Raw genomic sequence first — 17,810 nt, 5'->3', positions numbered from 1 at the left:
ATGGGCGATCTTCTGAAGGGCAGGCGCGGGCTTGTGATGGGGGTCGCCAACGACCATTCCATTGCCTGGGGCATCGCCAGGGCCGTCGCGGCCGAAGGGGCCGAACTGGCCTTCACCCATCAGGGCGAGGCGTTCGGCAAGCGGGTTCAGCCGCTGGCCGCCTCGGTGGGGTCGGATTTCCTGCTGGATGTCGATGTCGCCGACGACGCCTCGCTGGACGCGGCCTTCGCGGCGATCACGGAAAAATGGGGAAGGCTGGATTTCCTGATCCACGCCATCGCATTCTCGAACCGCAACGAACTGACGGGCCGGTTCGTGAACACCAGCCGCGCCAATTTCAAGCACAGCCTGGACATAAGCTGCTATTCGCTGATCGAGGTCGCGCGGCGCGCCCATCCGCTGATGCAGGCGGGCGGGTCGATCGTCACCCTGACCTATGGCGGGTCGAACCGGGTGACGCCGTTCTACAACGTCATGGGCGTGGCCAAGGCGGCGCTGGAATCCAGTGTCCGCTATCTGGCCAACGATCTGGGGCCGGACGGGATCCGCGTGAACGCGATCAGCCCCGGCCCGATGAAGACGCTGGCCGGTGCGGCCATCGGCGGCGCGCGCAAGACGTTCCGCCACACGCAGGCGAACGCGCCGCTGCGCGCCAACGCCACGCTTGAGGCCATCGGCGGCACCGCCTGCTGGCTGTTGTCTGACTGGGGCGCCTGCACCACGGGCGAGATCGTGACCGTCGATGGCGGCTATCACGTGCTGGGGATGCCGCAATCGGAAAATCTGTGATCTGGGTCTTTGACGCCTATGGCACGCTGTTCGACGTGGACGGCGCGGCCCGAACGGCGGCGCAGCGCGATCCGGCGCTGACGGGGGTGTGGGCGGCGCTGTCGGCCGACTGGCGCCGAAAGCAGCTTGAATATTCCTGGCTGCGCGCGATCACCGGCGATCATGTCGATTTCTGGCAGGTCACCTCGGACGCGCTGGACTGGGCGGCCGAGCGTCACGGCGTCTCGGCGGAACAGGCCGACGGGCTTTTGCAGCTGTATCGCAGCCTGCCCGCCTATCCCGAGGTGGCGGAGGTGCTGGACCGGCTGCGCGCCGACGGGGCGGCCACGGCGATCTTTTCCAACGGATCGCCCGCCATGCTGGACAGCGCCTTGGCCTCGGCCGGTCTGACCGGGCGGCTGGACGCGCTGCTGTCGGTTCAGACGGCCGGCCGGTTCAAGCCCGCAGCCGAATCCTACCGGATCGTCACCGACCATTTCGGCCGCGCGCCGGCGGCGATCAATTTCGTTTCGTCGAACGGGTGGGACATCTATGGCGCGACCCGCTTTGGCTTTGCAACCGTCTGGATCAACCGGGCCGGCCTGCCCGTGGACCGCCTGCCCTGTCGGCCGGGCCGCATCCTGACCGACCTGAAGGAGCTGAGATGACGCAATTCTTCACCGCCGAGGACGGCGCGCGGCTGGCCTTTGCCGACGAGGGGCAGGGCCTGCCGGTCCTGTGCCTGGCGGGCTTGACGCGCAACATGGGCGATTTCGATTACCTTGCCCCGCATCTGTCGGGCGTGCGCATGATCCGCATGGATTATCGCGGGCGCGGTCAGTCGGACCATACCGGCGCCGACACCTATACCGTGCCGCAGGAGGGGCGCGACGCGCTGATGCTGCTGGATCATCTGGGGATCGACAAGGCGGCGGTGCTGGGCACCTCGCGCGGGGGGCTGATCGGGATGCTGCTGGCGGCGGTCGCGCATGACCGTTTGCTGGGGCTGTGCCTGAACGATGTCGGCCCGGTGATCGATCAGGCCGGCTTGCAGCGCATCTTCGACTATGTCGGCCGCAATCCAAGGGCGCGCACATACGAGGAACTGGCGGACAAGCTGCCATCCGCCTCGCCGGGCTTTGCGAATGTCCCGCCCGGCCGCTTTCTGTCGGATGCGCGCAAGCATTATCGGGAAACGCCCGACGGGCTGCACGTCAGATACGACCCTGCCCTGCGCGACGCGTTCCTTGCCGCGTTCAAGGGCGAACAGCCCGATCTGTGGCCGCTGTGGGATGCGACGGCGGGCCTGCCGGTCGCGCTGATCCGGGGTGCAAATTCCGACCTGCTGTCGCCCGAGATCACGGCCGAGATGCAGCGCCGCCGCCCCGACATGATCCTGGCCCAGGTGCCGGACCGCGCCCATGTGCCGTGGCTGGACGAACCCGAAAGCCTCGATGCCATCGGGCGCTGGCTGGCGAAGCTGGACGGCGGCGCCTCGGTCCGCCGCGATTGACAAAACGCGCGTCGCGCCCCTGAATGCCGCCACCCGGCATATGCAGGAAAGGCGCGACGCATGAGCATTCTGGACATCCTCGGCGGAGAGTTCATCGAGATCATCGAATGGACCGACGACAGCCGCGACACGATGGTCTATCGCTTTCCCACGGTCGGCAAGGCGATCAAATACGGCGCCAAGCTGACCGTCCGCGAAGGGCAGGCCGCCGTCTTCGTCCACGAGGGCCAGCTTGCCGATGTGTTCGGCCCCGGCCTTTACCTGCTGGAAACGAACAACCTGCCGGTCCTGACCCGGTTGCAGCATTGGGATCACGGGTTCCGCAGCCCGTTCAAGTCGGAAATCTATTTTGTCAACACCACCCGCTTCACCGATCTGAAATGGGGCACGAAAAACCCGATCATCGCGCGCGATCCCGAATTCGGCCCGGTCCGGCTGCGCGCCTTCGGCACCTATTCCATGCGCGTGACCGATCCGGCACGGTTCATGTCCGAAATCGTTGGCACCGACGGCGAATTCACCCGCGACGAGATCAGCTTCCAGATCCGCAACGTGATCGTTCAGGAATTCTCGCGCATGATCGCCGGCTCGGGCATCCCGGTTCTGGACATGGCGGCCAACACCGACCAGCTGGGCAAGATGGTCGCCCGCGCGATCGAGCCGGTGATCGCGGCCTATGGGCTGGGCATTCCCGAATTCTATATCGAGAATATCAGCCTGCCCGAGGCGGTCGAGGCGATGCTGGACAAGCGCAGTTCCATGGGCATCATCGGCGATCTGGACCGGTTCGCCCAATACGCGGCAAGCGAGGCGATGCTGAACGCCAGCCAGAACCAGGGCGGGGCGGGCGCAGGCATGGGCGCAGGCATGGGCGCGGCCATCGGCGCGGCGATGGGCATGGGGGCGGCGGTCCCGCGTCCCGGCCCCTGGGGTCCGCAGCCCGCCGCAGCGGTGGCGGCGACGACCGCCCAACCCGTTCCCCCACCCCTGCCCGAGCGGCGCGGCGAGACCGTCTGGCATGTCGCGCTGGAGGGCGAGGCGCAGGGTCCCTATGGGCGCGGGCATCTGGGGCGTCTGATCCTGGAAGGTCGCTTCAGCCGCGACACGCTGGTCTGGACGCCCGGCCAGGATGGCTGGCTGCCCGCCGACGATGTGCCCGAACTGGCGCAGCTGTTCACCACGATGCCGCCGCCGCTGCCGGGCTGACGCCGGGATGCCCACCCCGCCGACCGAATACCGCTATCCTTGCGAGAATTGCGGCGCGAGCCTGCGTTTCCAGCCCGGTCAGCACCAGCTTGTCTGCGACTATTGCGGGCACCGCCAGCGCATCGGCGACGGCGCCGCGCGTGCACCGGCGCGGCAGCCGCAGGGCGGCCCCGACGGCGAGGCGGCGATACTGGCCGATCCGTCGACCGGCCGCGCGCTGCAATGGGACGCCGGCCACAAGGCGCCCGACCTGACCGAGATCCCGCTGGAACAGGGGCTGCGGCTGGATGCCGGGTCCGCCATCGCGCAGGACATCCGCACCCTGTCCTGCCCCAATTGCGGCGCGCTGATCGAGATGTCGGGCGACAGCCACGCCACCGCCTGCCCGTTCTGCGCCACGCCGGTCGTCACCGATACCGGCACGTCGCGCCGCATCAAGCCGCAAGGTGTCCTGCCCTTCGTTCTGACCGAACGACAGGCGCGCAGCGCGATGGAGGAATGGCTGGGCCGACTGTGGTTCGCGCCGTCGGGCTTGCGCGCCTATGCGCGGCGGGGGCGAAAGCTGCGCGGTGTCTATTCCCCCTACTGGACCTTCGACGCGCGCACGCGGTCGGACTATTCGGGTCAGCGCGGCGATGCCTATTACGAGACCGTGCACGTCACGCGCGAGATCAACGGACGGCGTCAGCGCGTGGCGCAGCAGGTGCGGCGCATCCGCTGGCGACCTGCCAGCGGCCGGATCGCGCGCGATTTTAACGATGTCCTGGTGCTGGCGGCGGCGTCGCTGCCGCGTCGCTTTACCGACGGGCTGACGCCGTGGGACCTGTCGCATCTGCGCCCCTATCGGCCCGATTATCTGGTCGGTTTCGAGGCCGAGGGCTATACCATCCCGCTGGCGCAGGGCCACGCCACCGCGCGACAGGAAATGGCGGGCGTGATCCTGAACGATGCGCGCCGCGACATCGGCGGCGACGAACAGCGCGTCCAGCAGATCCGCACCGATTTCAGCGACGAGACGTTCAAGCATATCCTGCTGCCGGTCTGGACCGCCGCCTATCGCTACAACGGCAAAAGCTATCGCTTTCTGGTCAACGGCCAGTCCGGGCGCGTGCAGGGCGAACGCCCGTGGTCGGTCTGGAAGATCGCCGCCGCGGTTCTGGCGGCGTTGGCGGCACTGGCGGTGTTCCTGTATTTCGCCCAGGCACAGGGCCACATCAAGCTTGGATCGACCGCGCCGCACGGGCTGCGGCTGGCCGATGCGCCGGTCGCGGCGCAGGGCGGCGCGATCTTGCGGGGACATGAATGATCCTGTGCGCGGGCGAATCGCTGATCGACATGGTGCCGGCAAATGGCGGGTTCACGCCGCGTTCGGGCGGTGCGGTCTATAACACCGCGATTGCCCTTGGCAGGCTGGGCGAGCCGACCGCCTATCTGTGGCCGATCAGCCGCGACGCCTTTGGCGACATGCTGCTGGCGCCGCTGGCGCAGGCGGGGGTGGACACGACGCTGTGCCCGCGTTCGGACCGGCTGACGACGCTGGCGGTGGTCGTGCTTGAGGGGGGCGAGGCGCGATATTCCTTTTATGACGAGGGCTCGGCGGGGCGGATGCTGTCGCCCGACGATCTGCCCGACCTGCCCGCGCGGATCGAGGCGCTGTTCATCGGCGGCATCAGCCTTGTGCCCGACCCCTGCGGCGCGGCCATCGAGGCGCTGACCGCGCGCCACCACGAAAATCTGCCGGTGATGATCGACCCCAATATCCGCCCCGTCTTCATCCCCGATGCAGTTGCGTTTCGGGCAAGGCTGAACCGGCTGCTGCCGATGACCGATATCGTCAAGCTGTCGGCTGACGATCTGGACTGGCTGTATCCCGGCGTCGACCCCGACGAGGGCGCGCGCAGGCTGCGCGATCTGGGTCCGCGGATCGTGCTGCACACCGGCGGCGCGGCGGGGGCGCGGGCGTATTGGTCGGGCGGCACCGTCGCCGCACCCGCGATCCGCACGACGGTCGCCGACACGATCGGCGCGGGGGATACGTTCAACGCCGGCGTTCTGACCAGCCTGCGCCGACAGGGTGTGCTGAGCAAGGCGGAGCTCGACACGATCACTGCAGACCAGCTTCGCGCCGCCCTGACGCTTGGCGCCCGCGCCGCGGCGATCACCGTCTCGCGTCCGGGCGCCGATCCGCCGTGGGCACACGAGATGCAGCCCTAACCGGGCTTGCGCACGATCACATCGACCAGTGCCGCCGGACCGGCATGCCCCTCGCCCTCGTCCAGAACGGCGTCGTAATCCTCGGCCCGCAGGACGTGCCAGCCGGGAAAGGCCGCCAGAATGTCCGGCACCGTCCAAAGCTGGTCCCGCACCTTCGGCCCGCCCGAGGAATTGCCCAACTGGCGCGTGCTGAACCCGTGCAGAAAGACCTGACCGCCCGGTCGGACGCAATCGCCCAGCCCGGACAGGATCCGGGCGCGGAATGTGGGCGGGGCGAACTGAAAGAAACAGCCAAGCGCGGCGTCGAAGGACGACGTGGGCCAGTCGAACGCCTCGAGCCTCTGCGACCGCCAGTCCAGCGTCACGCCCCGCTGCGCGGCCAGGCCAAGCGCCTTGTCGCGGCCGCTGGCCGTCGGTTCGACCGCCGTGACCCGATACCCCTGCTCGGCCAGCCAGACGGCGTTGCGGCCCTCGCCCTCGGCGATGGTCAGGACGTGCGCGCCCCGGTGCAGATCGCCCATCCACGTGCGCACGAACGCGGCCGGTTCCCGGCCATAGCGGAAATCGCTGCCCGCCAATTGCGCATTCCAATCCATGAAGACCCTCGCCCCTGTCCAGAAGTTGCGATCATTCCGGCGCCGTCGCCTCGTCCGGGGCGGTCAGGACCCGGACCAGCTTCTGCACCTCATCGCGCAGATGCGCCAGATCGTCGGGGCTGATCGCCAGCCCGGCCACAAGCAAACGCGGGATATCCGCAGCCGCCTGCCGCAGATCGCGCCCCTTGTCGGTCAGCCCGACCAGCACGCGCCGGTCGTCGTCCGGGTCGCGCCGGCGGCTGACCATGCCCGACGCCACCAGCCGCCGGACAAGCGGCGTCAGCGTTCCGCTGTCCAGATGCAGCTTGCGGCCCAGATCGCCGATGCATTGCGGCGATGTTTCCCACAGGACCAGCATCACCAGATATTGCGGATAGGTCAGGCCAAGTGGGCCAAGCACCGGGCGATAAAGCCGCCCGACAAGGTTCGATGCCGCGTAAAGCGGAAAGCAAAGCTGCCGGTCCAGCGCAAGATCGTTCGTCGCATCGGTCAACGGCGTCACCTGTCGGAAATCGGCGCAGCCTGTTCGCGGCCGATTTTTTGCCTTCCACGAAGGATTGCACACAACATGATTGCGCACAAGGAACCCGGTCGCGCGGCAGACGTTACCCCGTCAGAATTATTTTACATATATTGCGGAGACGTTCATGTCCGGCCAGATCACCACCATCAATCCAGCGACCGAAGAGACGCTGGAAACCTATACCCTGATGACCAACGATCAGATGCGCGACGCCGTGCGCGCCTGCCACGAGGCGTTTCTGGACTGGCGGCTGCAACCGGTCGAAAACCGCGCCAGCATCATCCGCGCCATCGGGCAAGAGCTTCAGAACAGCAAGGAAGAATTCGCGCAGCTGATGACGCGCGAGGTTGGCAAGCTTATCGGCGACAGCCGCGACGAGATCGATCTGTGCGCCCAGATCTGCAACTTCACCGCCGAGAACGGGCCGAAGGCGCTGGCCGACGAGGAACGCGACATTCCCGGCGGCACCGGCGTCGTGCATTACGCGCCTCTGGGCGTCATCTATGGCATCCAGCCGTGGAACTTTCCCTGCTATCAGGCCGTGCGCTATGCCATTGCCAATCTGATGGCCGGCAACGGCGTGCTTTTGAAGCATGCCGAGAACTGCACCGGATCGGGGCTGTTCCTGCGCGATCTGATGGAACGCGCGGGCCTGCCCAGGAACCTGTTCACCGTTCTGCTGATCGACCACGACCAGTCGGATCTGGTGATCGAGGACGATCTGGTGCGCGGCGTGACCCTGACGGGCAGCGACAAGGCCGGGCGCACGGTCAGCAAGAAGGCGGCCGAGCAGCTGAAGAAGACCGTTCTGGAGTTGGGGTCGAACGACGCCTATATCGTGCTGGACGACGCCGATATCGACGCGGCGGTCAAGGCCTGCGTCGCCGCGCGCATCTATAACAACGGCCAGACCTGCGTGAACGGCAAGCGTTTCATCGTCACGGCCAGGAATTACGATGCCTTCGTCGAACGCTATGCCGAACGGATGGGCGCCATCGAGATGGGCGATCCGACCGAAGACGCGACCCGGCTTGGCCCGATGGCGCGCGACGATCTGCGCGACAAGCTGGCCGCGCAGGTCGAGGAAAGCGTCGAAAAGGGCGCGCGGGTCGTGGTGGGCGGCAAGGTGCCCGACCGCAAGGGCGCGTATTATCCCGCCACCGTTCTGGTCGATGTGAAACCCGGCCAGCCCGCCTATGACGATGAGTTGTTCGGCCCCGTCGCCTCGATCATCCGGGCCGAGGATGACGAGGATGCCATGCGCATCGCCAATGACAGCCGCTATGGCCTGGGCGGCGGCATCTTTTCGCGCGACGAGGATCGCGCCCGGAAACTGGCGGCCGAACGGTTCGACACCGGCATGATCTCGTTGAACGGGTTCAACATCGCCATCCCGAACATGCCGTTCGGCGGGGTGAAGAATTCCGGCTATGGGCGCGAACATGGCGGCTTTGGCATGAAGGAATTCGTCAACGCCAAATCGATCTATGTGATGGACAAGAAGGCGGACGCATGACCGACACCTCGATCCTGTTCCAGCCGCTGCGCGCGGGCGATCTGGCGCTGGCCAACCGGGTGCTGATGGCGCCGCTGACGCGCAACCGCGCGCATCCCGACGGCACGCCGCACGAGATGGCTGAAACCTATTACGCGCAGCGCGCCAGCGCCGGGCTGATCGTCAGCGAGGCGACGCAGATCAGCCCGATGGGCAAGGGCTATATCGACACGCCGGGCATCCACAGCCGCAAACATGCCGATGCCTGGGCACGCATCGTCGAGGCGGTTCACGCCGCCGGCGGGTGCATCGCTCTGCAATTGTGGCATGTCGGCCGGATCAGCCATGTCTCGCTGTTGCCCGACGGCGCGCGGCCGCTGTCGTCCAGCGCCGTGCCTGCCAACGCGAAGACCTTTACCCGCAACGGGTTCGAGGAGTGTTCGCCGCCGGTCGCGATGAGTGCCGAGGACATCGCGCGCACGCTGGACGAGTTCGCCACCGCGGCGCGGTTCGCGCGCGACGCCGGGTTCGACGGGGTCGAGATTCACGGCGCGAACGGCTATCTTCTGGACCAGTTCCTTCAGGACGGGGTGAACCGCCGCGACGACGACTATGGCGGCCCGACGGAAAACCGGATGCGCCTGCTGTCCGAGGTGCTGGACCGGGTGTCGGATGTCTTTGATCCGTCCCGCGTCGGCGTGCGGCTGTCGCCCCTAGGGCAGGCCAACGACATGACCGACAGCGATCCCGAAACCCTGTTCGGCGCGGTGATCGACATGCTGTCGCAGCGCAACCTGGCCTATCTGCATTTCGTCGAAGGCTTCGTATCCGCCGACACCTCGGGCGAGGAACGGGCGATGCTGAAGCGGCTGCGCAAGCGGTTCGATGGCGTCTATATCGGAAATGGCGGCTATGACGGCGCATCGGCGGCCGAGGCAATCGGCGCCGGTGACGCCGATGCCATTTCCTTCGGACGCCCCTTCATCGCCAACCCGGACCTGCCAGAACGGTTCCGCCGTGGCGCGCCGCTGAACCATCCGGATCAGGACACGTTCTATGGCGGCGGTGCGGCGGGATATACCGACTATCCGTTTCTGGATCGCTGAGGCCCGTGCGCATGGCGCATCACCCTGACCGAAAGGAGCCGGCCCATGGCTGAAAAGATCGTCCAACTCAGCGATGAATTCTGGAACATCCGCGGCGATCTGCGGATAGGGGGCGTCCTGAATGTCGGCACCCAGTGTTCGCTGGTCAGACTGGCCGAGGGGCGGTTCGTCTTTCTGGACAGCTATACCCTGACAGGAAAGATCCGCGAGCGCGTGATGGACCTGACCGATCAGGGACGCGCGGTCGAGGCGGTGTTGAACCTCCATCCGTTCCACACGCTGCACTGCGCGCAGATGGCGCGCGATTTTCCCGACGCGACGTTTTACGGGTCGGCGCGTCACGCGCAGAAGGTGCCAGACGTCGGCTGGTCGCCGGACCTGGTGGAAAGCGGCGCCGTCGCCGCGCGCTATCCGGAACTGTCATTCTCGCTGCCCGAGGGGATCGACTATATCAGCAAGGACGAATCGGTTCACGCGGGCTCTTTGCTGGTGTTTCATCCTGCCAGCGGATCGTTGCATGTCGACGATACGTTCAACGTCCTGCCGCTGCCCGAAACGCTGCGCAAGCTGCTGCCGGTGCCGCGGATCGCGTTCCACCCCACGCTGAAAAAGGCGCTGCACGATACGCCCGACGCGGGCGCGCGGTTCTGCGACTGGGCCGAGCGCATCGCCACCGACTGGGCGGGCACGCGCACGCTGTGCGCCGCCCATTCCGCGATCAGCCGGTTCAAGCCGGGCGAATTTTCAAAAGCCCTGCGCGACACCGTCAGCAGGACGCGGCGCAAGCTTGCGACGTGACGCAGGCTGAAGGCGGCTTATGATGCGCCGGACGCGCAACCGGGAAGCGCAGACAAAAAAACGGCGGGACCCCGATGGGTCCCGCCGTCCGGCTACTTGTTACACTGTCAGTCCGAAAGCTTACGAAGCCTTGCGGGCCGTCGAACCGGCTTTGTCGGCCGCTTCCTCGACGCGGGCGGTCGCCTTGTCGGTCGCGTCCTTGACGTTTTCGCTGATCTTCTCGTTCAGCTCCTGACCGGCGCTGGTGGCCAGGTCCTTCGTCTCGTTGCCGGCCTGCTGCGTCACTTCGCCGACTTCCTGCGCCAGGCTTTTCACCAGGTTCATCTGCTTCTGGGCAAAGTCGCTGTAGGCCTGGGTGTATTCGGCGGCCTCGTCGCGAACCTGCGTGACGTCGCGCAGATTGGACAGCGCTTCCTTGGTCTTCTCGCTCATGATATCGATAGAGCGGGTTCCGGCATCGACAAAGATCGAGGTCATGCGCTCATTCATGCCGGCCCAAGTCCGAAGGACGTTCTGGTAGCCCTGGGCGTTGAACATGCTCTGCATCTGATGAGCAGCGGATTGCATGGTGTCGGTGGCGGATTTCGTCTTCTGCGTGGCCATATCGAAACTCCCTTCTGGAGGATTGGTTATCTGATACGGTTCAATATAATGCTGCGGTGCAGAATTACAAGTGCTGCGGTGCAGAAATTTTCGGTTGTCCTTGGTGGCAGAGGTGTCAGGACGTAGCCCCCATGCAATGGCGGGCACTTTTCCGGGCACATCGCCCGCCCTGCCCCGGAACCGGCGCGTCTCAGGCTCTTGTCTTGTCCGACGCGAAGGCCGGGTGCGGGGCGTCGCTGCCGCGCCAGTTGGTCAGCTGATCCAGGAAGGCCACGGCGGCCGCTGCCGTGAACGCGCCGGCAAGCGTCAGGACGATGCGGGTGAAGCTGGCATAGGCCGCGTCCTGCGTGGACAGCGCCCCCGCGATCAGCGACAGCGCGACCGAAAACGCATACTGATAGACCATGCTGGGATGCGGCCCGCTCAGCATCTTGCTGCCCAGGTAAAGCCCGCCCAGAAAGATCAGCCCCAGCAGGACCGGCAGGTGCTGCGAGAAGATGAACAGATACAGCGTGCCAAGCGCGATCGTCGTGCCGTACAGCGTGGCGCGCACGCGTTGGGCGGCCTCGGACCAGACCGCCGTGCGGGTCGGAAAGACGATCACCATCGCCGCGACCATCGCCATCATCATGTCCGACGGCTGCATGACCGAATAAAGCCAGAAGCTGAGGCCCAGAAGCACCGTCGCGCGGATCGCGGCGCCCGTGTCGATGCTGCCCGGCGTGGGCTGCGGGTCGTCAACATGGATTTCCCGCGTCCGCGCCGGCACCAGCAGATAGACGAGCGGCCCCAGAATCCCCGCCACCAGGGCCGCCTGCACGAAGCCGTCGCGCAGCGCCTCGACCGTGGCGCTGCCGTGCATTCCCATCACCGACATCAGCACCGCCACGATGATCAGCAACATGCCCACCGGCGCCCCGGTCCTGAGGATCATGCGGAACGCCACGAAATAGGTCAGCCACATCGCCCCCACATAGACGGCGGGCATGGGCCGCAACTGTTCGACGAACCATGTCATCGCATAGACCAGCACGATCATGACGACCGGCGCGGCCAGCACCCGGACCGGGTTGAACGCCTTTCGCTGCGCCGCGATCAGGCCGACGGGCAGGGCCGCGACGATGGGCGGCAGCGCGGGGTCGATCAGCGGGATCGCCGCATATGCCAGCGCCCCGGTCAGCCCAAGCCGCACCGCGTAAAGCGGGTCTTCGTTCACGTCGGGGCGCGGGGTGACATACATCGGCGGCGCTAATGCAGATAGCTGGCGACGGACCGGGCGCGCTGAAGCCCGCGTCCCAGCCATGCCAGCGGATTGTTCGTGCCTTCGGTGAAGACGACGGCGTGGACCTTGCCGCCCACCCGCACCTTCCGCGGCCACGCGTCCAGACCCCCGTTCAGTTCGATCCGCACCGGGATGCGCCGGGCCGGTTCGAACCAGCGGTTCGAAGGCTGGTTCACGACCAGCCCGCCCTGATCGTTGCGCCCGGTATCGATACCCCAGGCGATGCTTTGCACACGGCCTTCGAAGATCCGGCCCGGCGCGGCGTCGAACAGCAGATGCACCGGATCGCCCGGCTCGACGCGCTGCAACTGGTTCTCGCGCAGATCGACCGTCACCCATGCCGCCTGCGCGTCGATGAAGGTCAGCGCCGGGTTGCCGGCGGCGATGAACTGCCCCTCGGACAGCGAGACATTCGTGACCACACCGAAATGCGGGGCGCGGACCGTGGTCGAGGCCAGATCGTATTGCGCCCGTTCCAGCTGCGCCTGCGCGGCAAGGATGGCGGGATTGTCCGCGCCCTCCGGGCCAAGCTGCCGGCGCGCGCTTTCCAGATTCGCCTCGGCCGTGGCCAGCCGCGCTTCGGCATCGGCCACCTGTCCGCGGGCGGTGTCGCCGCGCGCCGCGGCGGCGATCCCGCGTTCCTCCAGCCGGAATGTCCGCTCCGCCTCGGCGCGCGTCGTCTCAAGTGCCGTGCGCGCCTGCGTCACCGCCGCCTGCGCCGCGACCAGCGAGGCCGACGAGGCGTCGATTTCCTGTGCCGTCGAGGTCAGGTTCGCCTCGGCCTGCGCCAGGGCCAGATCGAAGGGCCGCGTATCCAGCCGGAACAGCGGATCGCCCGCCTGCACGACCGCGTCGTCTTCGACCATGACCTCGATCACCTCGCCCGAGACGCGGGGCGCGATCTGCACCACCGCGGCCGACACGATCCCGCGCGACGAGGACGGTGCCATGCGGTCCATCAGCGCATAGACGACGACCATCGCCAGCAGCAGGATGACCACGACGACCGCGATCCTGGCGGCGGGATTCCTGGCGGGCGGCGTCGCCTGATCGGCATTCATCTGCGGTCCCTCGCTTGGCTGTGTCATTGGCGCCGGTCGGATGATCGTCCGTGTGCGGCAATCGTGCAAGGGTGGGCGTTCATGCCGGCTGCCGGGTGGCGAGGTCCGCCGAAGGCTGCGCCCGCCGTGACCGTTTTTCGCCCAGCATCAGCATGGCGGGCGTCACGATCAGCGTCAGCACCGTGGCGATCAGAAGTCCGCCCGCAATGGCGGAACTGAGTTCCGTCCACCATTGCGTCGATGGCGCGCCATAGACGATTTCGCGCGTGAAGAAGTTCAGGTTCACCCCGATCACCATCGGCATCAGCCCCAGGGCCGTGGTCACCGATGTCAGGACCACCGGCCGCAGACGCTGTGCCCCGGTGCGCAGCGCGGACTCCAGCGGCGACAGGCCGGCCTTCTTCAGGTCGTTATAGGTGTCGATCAGCACGATGTTGTTGTTCACCACGATCCCGGCCAGCGCGATCACCCCGATTCCGCCCATGACGACGCCGAAGGGACGGCCGGTCACGATCAGGCCGAAAAGAACCCCGGCGATAGAAAAGACGATGGCGCTCATCACGATGAAGGCCTGATAGAAGCTGTTGAACTGGATCACCAGGATCACGAACATCAGGAAGATCGCCGTCACGAACGCGCCGACAAGGAAGGTCATGGCATCGGTCTGGTCCTGCGCCTCGCCGGCGAAGGTCGCCTCGACGCTGTCGGGCAGGTCCATCTTGTCGATGGCCGATTGCAGCGCGACGACCTGATCGTTGACCAGCACGCCGGGGGCCACGTTCGCCTCGATGGTGATGACGCGGCGCTGATCGACGCGGGTGATGGTGCCGCTGCGCGGGCTGGGCGCGAAGGTCACGAAGTTCGAGATCGGGACCAGCCCGGCCGAGGTCGGAACGCGCAGCGACTGAAGCTCTTCCAGCGTGCGTTCGTCGGCCGGAAAGCGCACATTGATATCGACGGTGCCGTCCGCGTCGCTTGGGCGATAATCGGCCACGGTGATGCCGCGCGTCAGCAACTGCACCGCCTGACCCAGGGACGAGACATCGGCACCGAAACGCGCGGCCTCGGACCGGTTGACGGTGATGCGCCATTCGACGCCGGGCAGCGGCCGCGTGTCGGTGACATCGGTAAAGCCGCCGATCTCGTCCATCGCGGCGCGAATGCGTTCGACGGCGGCCTGCTGATCCTGCGGGTCGCGGGCGCGGACGCGCAGGTTGATCGGTTTCCCGGCCGAGGGGCCGGACGAGGCGGTTTCGACCTGGACGTCGATGCCCGGAATGGTCGCCATGTCGGCGCGGATATCCTCGGCGATGATGGCGGCGGGGCGGCGCGTGTCCCATTCCGTCAGTTCAAGCTGGATGGTGCCGATCAGGTCCGCCGCATCCTGATTGGAACTGCCCGAACGGGCATAGACCGACGCGATCTCGTCGTATTCGAACAGGCGTTCCTCGACCCGGCGCACCAGGGCGTCCTTTTCGAAGATCGAGAAATTGTCGCTGGCGCGGACCTGCACCTGCGCGAATTCCGGTTCGACCGACGGAAAAAAGCTGATGCCGTTGCCGAATTGCCCATAGGCGCCGAACCCCGCCAGCAGGAACGAAATCGCCATCAGCAACGTCGCCCACGGCCGCAGGATCGCGAATTGCAGCACCTTGATATAGGCGCCGGTGAACCCCGTCAGGTCGCGCGGATCGCCCCGTTCGGCGGCGTGCAGCGTGGCCTTGTCCCTGGCCGATTGCGGCGGCTTCTTGCCGATGATGCCGCCCACCACCGGGATGAAGACAAGCGCCATGAACAGCGACGCGGTCAGCGTCAGGATGACGGTGATCGGCAGGAACTTCATGAACTCGCCCACCGTGCCGGACCAGAACAGCAGCGGGAAAAAGACCGACAGCGTCGTCGCGGTGGAGGCGATGATCGGCCATGCCATGCGTTTTGCGGCAAAGGCATAGGCGGCCTTGGGCGCGTCGCCCGCCTGCAACCGGCGGTCGGCCAGTTCGGTGGTGACGATGGCGCCATCGACCAGCATCCCCACGACCAGGATCAGCGAGAACAGCACGACGAGGTTCATGGTATAGCCCATGAACAGCAGCGCCGTGACGCCCGCCAGAAACGCCCCCGGAATCGCCAGCCCGACCAGCAGGGCCGACCGGATGCCCAACGCCCAGACGATCACGATCATCACCAGGATCACCGCGGCGATCACGTTCGCCTCAAGATCGCTGAGCATGGTTTCCACCTGCTCGCTTTCGTCCTGCATATAGTCGATGGTCACGCTGTCGGGCCAGTCGGCCTGTGCCGCCTCGATCAGGCCGCGCACCGCGGCCACGGTCTCGATGATGTTGGAACCGGACCGCTTCTTGACCTCCAGCGCCAGCGCGGGCTGGCCGTCGATGCGCGCGAACCCGGTGGGGTCCTCGAAGGTGCGGCGGATGGTGGCGACGTCGCCGAAGGTCACGACCGTGTCGCCGCGCACCTTCACCGGCAGGGCCATGACATCGCCGATATCCTCGATCAGCCCCGGCACTTTCAGCACGATGCGGCCCGCGCCGTTCTCGATCGCGCCGGCCGCGATCAGCCGGTTGTTGCGGTTGATCTGGCCGATCAGCTCTTCGAAGCTGATATTGTAGGTCTCGAACACGGTGGGGTCGATCAGCACCTCAAGCAGTTCGTCGCGCGCGCCGCCGACATCGACCTCCAGCACGCCGGTCAGGCCCTCGATCCGGTCGGACAATTCTTCGGTCAGGGTGTTCAGCGTGCGCTCGGGGACGGGGCCGGACAGGATGACCGTCAGGATCGGGAAAAGCGCGGTGTTGATCTCGGTCACGACCGGATCGGTGGCGTCTTCGGGCAGTTCGGGGGTCGCGCGGTCCACGCCCTCCCTGACCTTGTCCAGCGCGGCTTCGGAATCGAAACCCGGCTCGAACTCAAGCTGGACGCTGGCATAGCCTTCGCCGGCATGGCCGGTCATCTCCTTCAGCCCCTCGATCGCGCTCAGCTCGGTCTCCAGCGGTTCGACCAGCAGACGTTCGGAATCGGCGGGAGAGATGCCGTCCAGCGTGGTCGAGACATAGAAGATCGGGATCGGGATCTCGGGTGCGCTTTCCTTGGGGATCGTCACATAGGCATAGGCGCCCACGACCATGATCATCACCAGGGTCATGACCACGACGCGGCTGCGGCTGAAGGCGGCGTCGATCAGGCCGTTCATCGGATCGCCTTCCGCCCGCCGTCATCGGCGGGCCCTTCCAGGGGCATGTCCCCGTCCGGCGTGGTCGCGATGATCTGTCCGCCCGGCTGCGCGGGTGCCGTGGCCTCGGGCGCGCCGGGAACCGGGGGCTGGGGCGAGGACAGGCCGTCGTCGCCATCCCCCTCTGGCTGCGGATCGACCGTTTCGCCATCGTTGACGAAGCCCTGACCGATCGAGATGATCTGCGCCTCATCGGGCAGGCCCGACACCCAGATCCCGTCGGTCTGGGCGCGGACAATCGCGATCTTGTGGAATTCCACCACATTGTCGCCGTTCACCGTCTTGATCCCCAACGTGCCATCCGTGTCCAGCGACAGGATCGCGGGCGAGACGAAATGCGCGGTCTGCGTGCCCGTCGGGATGCGCAGCTGCGCGCTGATCCCGGCCGGGATGCTGCGATCGGCGTTCGGAACCTCGATCTCGGCCAGAAAGGTGCGGGTTTCGGCATCGGCACTGGTGCCGACGAACTGGACCTTGCCGGTCCCGGTCTCGCCGGTGATGAAATCCACCTCGGCGGTCTGGCCGACCTTGATGTCGCGCAGCGCCTGCTGCGGGATCTGGATGCGGATCGTCAGCGGCGTGTTGTCCACGATCCGACCGACATCGGCGCCCAACGACACGAATTCGCCGGCGTCGATGTCCAGCGCTTCAAGCCGCCCTGCGAAAGGCGCGCGGATTTCGGTGTCGCGCAGCGCCTCCTGGGCCGCGGTCACGCCGGCCTCGGCCGCGGCCAGGCTTGCGCGCGCCTGCGCCAGCCGGTCCACCGTCGCCACGCCACGCTCGACCAGTGCGCTGGCATTGTCGAATTCGCGCTGCGCGCGGTTCAGCTCTTCCGTGGCGCGGGCCAGATCGGACTGGCGGGCCGAGGTGTCGAACCGCGCGATCACCTGCCCGGCGTCCAGATCGTCGCCCTTGGCGACCAGCACCTCGGCGATCTTGCCCGATGTCTCGGCCCGGATCGGCGTATCGCGGTCCGGCAACGCCTGCCCTTCCGCCACGAAGACCTGTTCGACCTGCTCGGCCACGGAATGGCGCACGGCGACGGTGACGGGCTTGCGCGCGGCGGATCGGACGGGCTGCTGCGTGGCATCGTCGGAGGGCAGAACATAGCCGCTGCCCATCCAGCCGGCGATGGCCAGCGCAAGGCCGCCCGCCACCCATCGCGATCTGGTCGACCCCTTGTCGCTTTCGAATGTCAGCGGCCTGGGTTCGTCAGCCGGCGTCTGGTTCATCGTCTGATCTCCTTGCGGACGGGCGCGCGGTCCGTCTGCGGCACCGGCTGTGCATATGGGGTCTCAGGCGTCGCGGACCCAGTCTTGCAGGATGCGCGTATGCGCCCCTGCCCGACCTTCGGCAGGTAGGTCGGGCGGGGCATGACGTCAAGCCAGCCGGATC

Annotated in this window: 16 protein-coding genes; 9 read left to right on the top strand and 7 right to left on the bottom strand. The window is 66.7% G+C overall.

Going from position 1 to position 17,810, the window contains the following annotated elements; translation table 11 throughout:
- From JHW45_RS04050 to JHW45_RS04025, 6 genes are read left to right on the top strand one after another with little or no spacing between them, the layout of a single operon-like run.
- Entirely contained in the window at positions 1–789 is a 789-nt protein-coding gene (locus JHW45_RS04050; protein ID WP_272859671.1) for an enoyl-ACP reductase FabI, read from the top strand.
- A complete protein-coding gene (locus tag JHW45_RS04045) occupies positions 786–1,436 on the top strand; it encodes a haloacid dehalogenase type II (RefSeq protein WP_272859670.1) in 651 nt (216 codons plus the stop codon). Before JHW45_RS04050 ends, JHW45_RS04045 begins: the two co-directional genes overlap by 4 nt.
- Complete coding sequence (locus JHW45_RS04040) at positions 1,433–2,281, top strand: alpha/beta fold hydrolase (protein WP_272859669.1); 849 nt, start codon at positions 1,433–1,435, stop codon at positions 2,279–2,281. The genes JHW45_RS04045 and JHW45_RS04040 overlap by 4 nt, the downstream gene beginning before the upstream one ends.
- A gap of 60 nt (positions 2,282–2,341) precedes the next feature.
- Positions 2,342–3,487, top strand: a complete 1,146-nt coding sequence (locus JHW45_RS04035; RefSeq protein ID WP_272859668.1) for an SPFH domain-containing protein — start codon at positions 2,342–2,344, stop codon at positions 3,485–3,487.
- Between the two features lie 7 nt (positions 3,488–3,494).
- Positions 3,495–4,793: a TFIIB-type zinc ribbon-containing protein gene (locus JHW45_RS04030; RefSeq protein WP_272859667.1), complete on the top strand. Its 1,299-nt coding sequence runs from the start codon at positions 3,495–3,497 to the stop codon at positions 4,791–4,793.
- On the top strand, positions 4,790–5,701 hold the full coding sequence (locus tag JHW45_RS04025) for a carbohydrate kinase family protein (protein WP_272859666.1): 912 nt from the start codon (positions 4,790–4,792) through the stop codon (positions 5,699–5,701). Before JHW45_RS04030 ends, JHW45_RS04025 begins: the two co-directional genes overlap by 4 nt.
- Here the strand turns inward: JHW45_RS04025 and JHW45_RS04020 are convergent.
- Together JHW45_RS04020 and JHW45_RS04015 are read right to left on the bottom strand one after the other, a co-directional pair.
- Complete coding sequence (locus JHW45_RS04020) at positions 5,698–6,297, bottom strand: class I SAM-dependent methyltransferase (RefSeq protein ID WP_272859665.1); 600 nt, start codon at positions 6,295–6,297, stop codon at positions 5,698–5,700. The two genes, JHW45_RS04025 and JHW45_RS04020, sit on opposite strands and share 4 nt — an antisense overlap.
- A gap of 31 nt (positions 6,298–6,328) precedes the next feature.
- Positions 6,329–6,790, bottom strand: coding sequence for a MarR family winged helix-turn-helix transcriptional regulator (locus JHW45_RS04015; protein ID WP_272859664.1), 462 nt, complete (start codon positions 6,788–6,790; stop codon positions 6,329–6,331).
- 154 nt (positions 6,791–6,944) lie between these two features.
- On the opposite strand from JHW45_RS04015, the gene JHW45_RS04010 reads away from it, so the two are divergent.
- The 3 genes from JHW45_RS04010 to JHW45_RS04000 are packed head-to-tail and all read left to right on the top strand — an operon-like array spanning position 6,945 to position 10,219.
- The gene (locus JHW45_RS04010; protein WP_272859663.1) at positions 6,945–8,336 is read left to right on the top strand and encodes an NAD-dependent succinate-semialdehyde dehydrogenase; all 1,392 of its coding nucleotides are present in this window, start codon (positions 6,945–6,947) and stop codon (positions 8,334–8,336) included.
- Entirely contained in the window at positions 8,333–9,421 is a 1,089-nt protein-coding gene (locus tag JHW45_RS04005) for an alkene reductase (protein WP_272859662.1), read from the top strand. The genes JHW45_RS04010 and JHW45_RS04005 overlap by 4 nt, the downstream gene beginning before the upstream one ends.
- Positions 9,422–9,466: 45 nt before the next feature.
- Positions 9,467–10,219, top strand: coding sequence for a hypothetical protein (locus JHW45_RS04000; RefSeq protein WP_272859661.1), 753 nt, complete (start codon positions 9,467–9,469; stop codon positions 10,217–10,219).
- A gap of 120 nt (positions 10,220–10,339) precedes the next feature.
- Here JHW45_RS04000 and JHW45_RS03995 read toward each other — a convergent pair whose 3' ends face one another.
- The 5 genes from JHW45_RS03995 to JHW45_RS03975 form a co-directional block, all read right to left on the bottom strand.
- On the bottom strand, positions 10,340–10,822 hold the full coding sequence (locus tag JHW45_RS03995; RefSeq protein WP_272859660.1) for a phasin family protein: 483 nt from the start codon (positions 10,820–10,822) through the stop codon (positions 10,340–10,342).
- A 190-nt stretch (positions 10,823–11,012) separates the two neighbouring features.
- Complete coding sequence (locus JHW45_RS03990) at positions 11,013–12,062, bottom strand: FUSC family protein (protein ID WP_272859659.1); 1,050 nt, start codon at positions 12,060–12,062, stop codon at positions 11,013–11,015.
- A gap of 8 nt (positions 12,063–12,070) precedes the next feature.
- A complete protein-coding gene (locus JHW45_RS03985; protein WP_272859658.1) occupies positions 12,071–13,165 on the bottom strand; it encodes an HlyD family secretion protein in 1,095 nt (364 codons plus the stop codon).
- Between the two features lie 79 nt (positions 13,166–13,244).
- Entirely contained in the window at positions 13,245–16,376 is a 3,132-nt protein-coding gene (locus JHW45_RS03980; RefSeq protein WP_272859657.1) for an efflux RND transporter permease subunit, read from the bottom strand.
- Positions 16,373–17,647 (bottom strand): efflux RND transporter periplasmic adaptor subunit, encoded by a 1,275-nt coding sequence (locus JHW45_RS03975; RefSeq protein WP_272859656.1) that lies wholly within the window; start codon positions 17,645–17,647, stop codon positions 16,373–16,375. Before JHW45_RS03975 ends, JHW45_RS03980 begins: the two co-directional genes overlap by 4 nt.
- Between the last annotated feature and the right edge of the window lie 163 nt (positions 17,648–17,810).

This window comes from Paracoccus stylophorae, from assembly GCF_028553765.1.
GTDB lineage: Bacteria > Pseudomonadota > Alphaproteobacteria > Rhodobacterales > Rhodobacteraceae > Paracoccus > Paracoccus stylophorae.
Note: the sequence above shows the minus strand (reverse complement) of the source record. Positions and strands in the feature narration are given on the sequence as shown.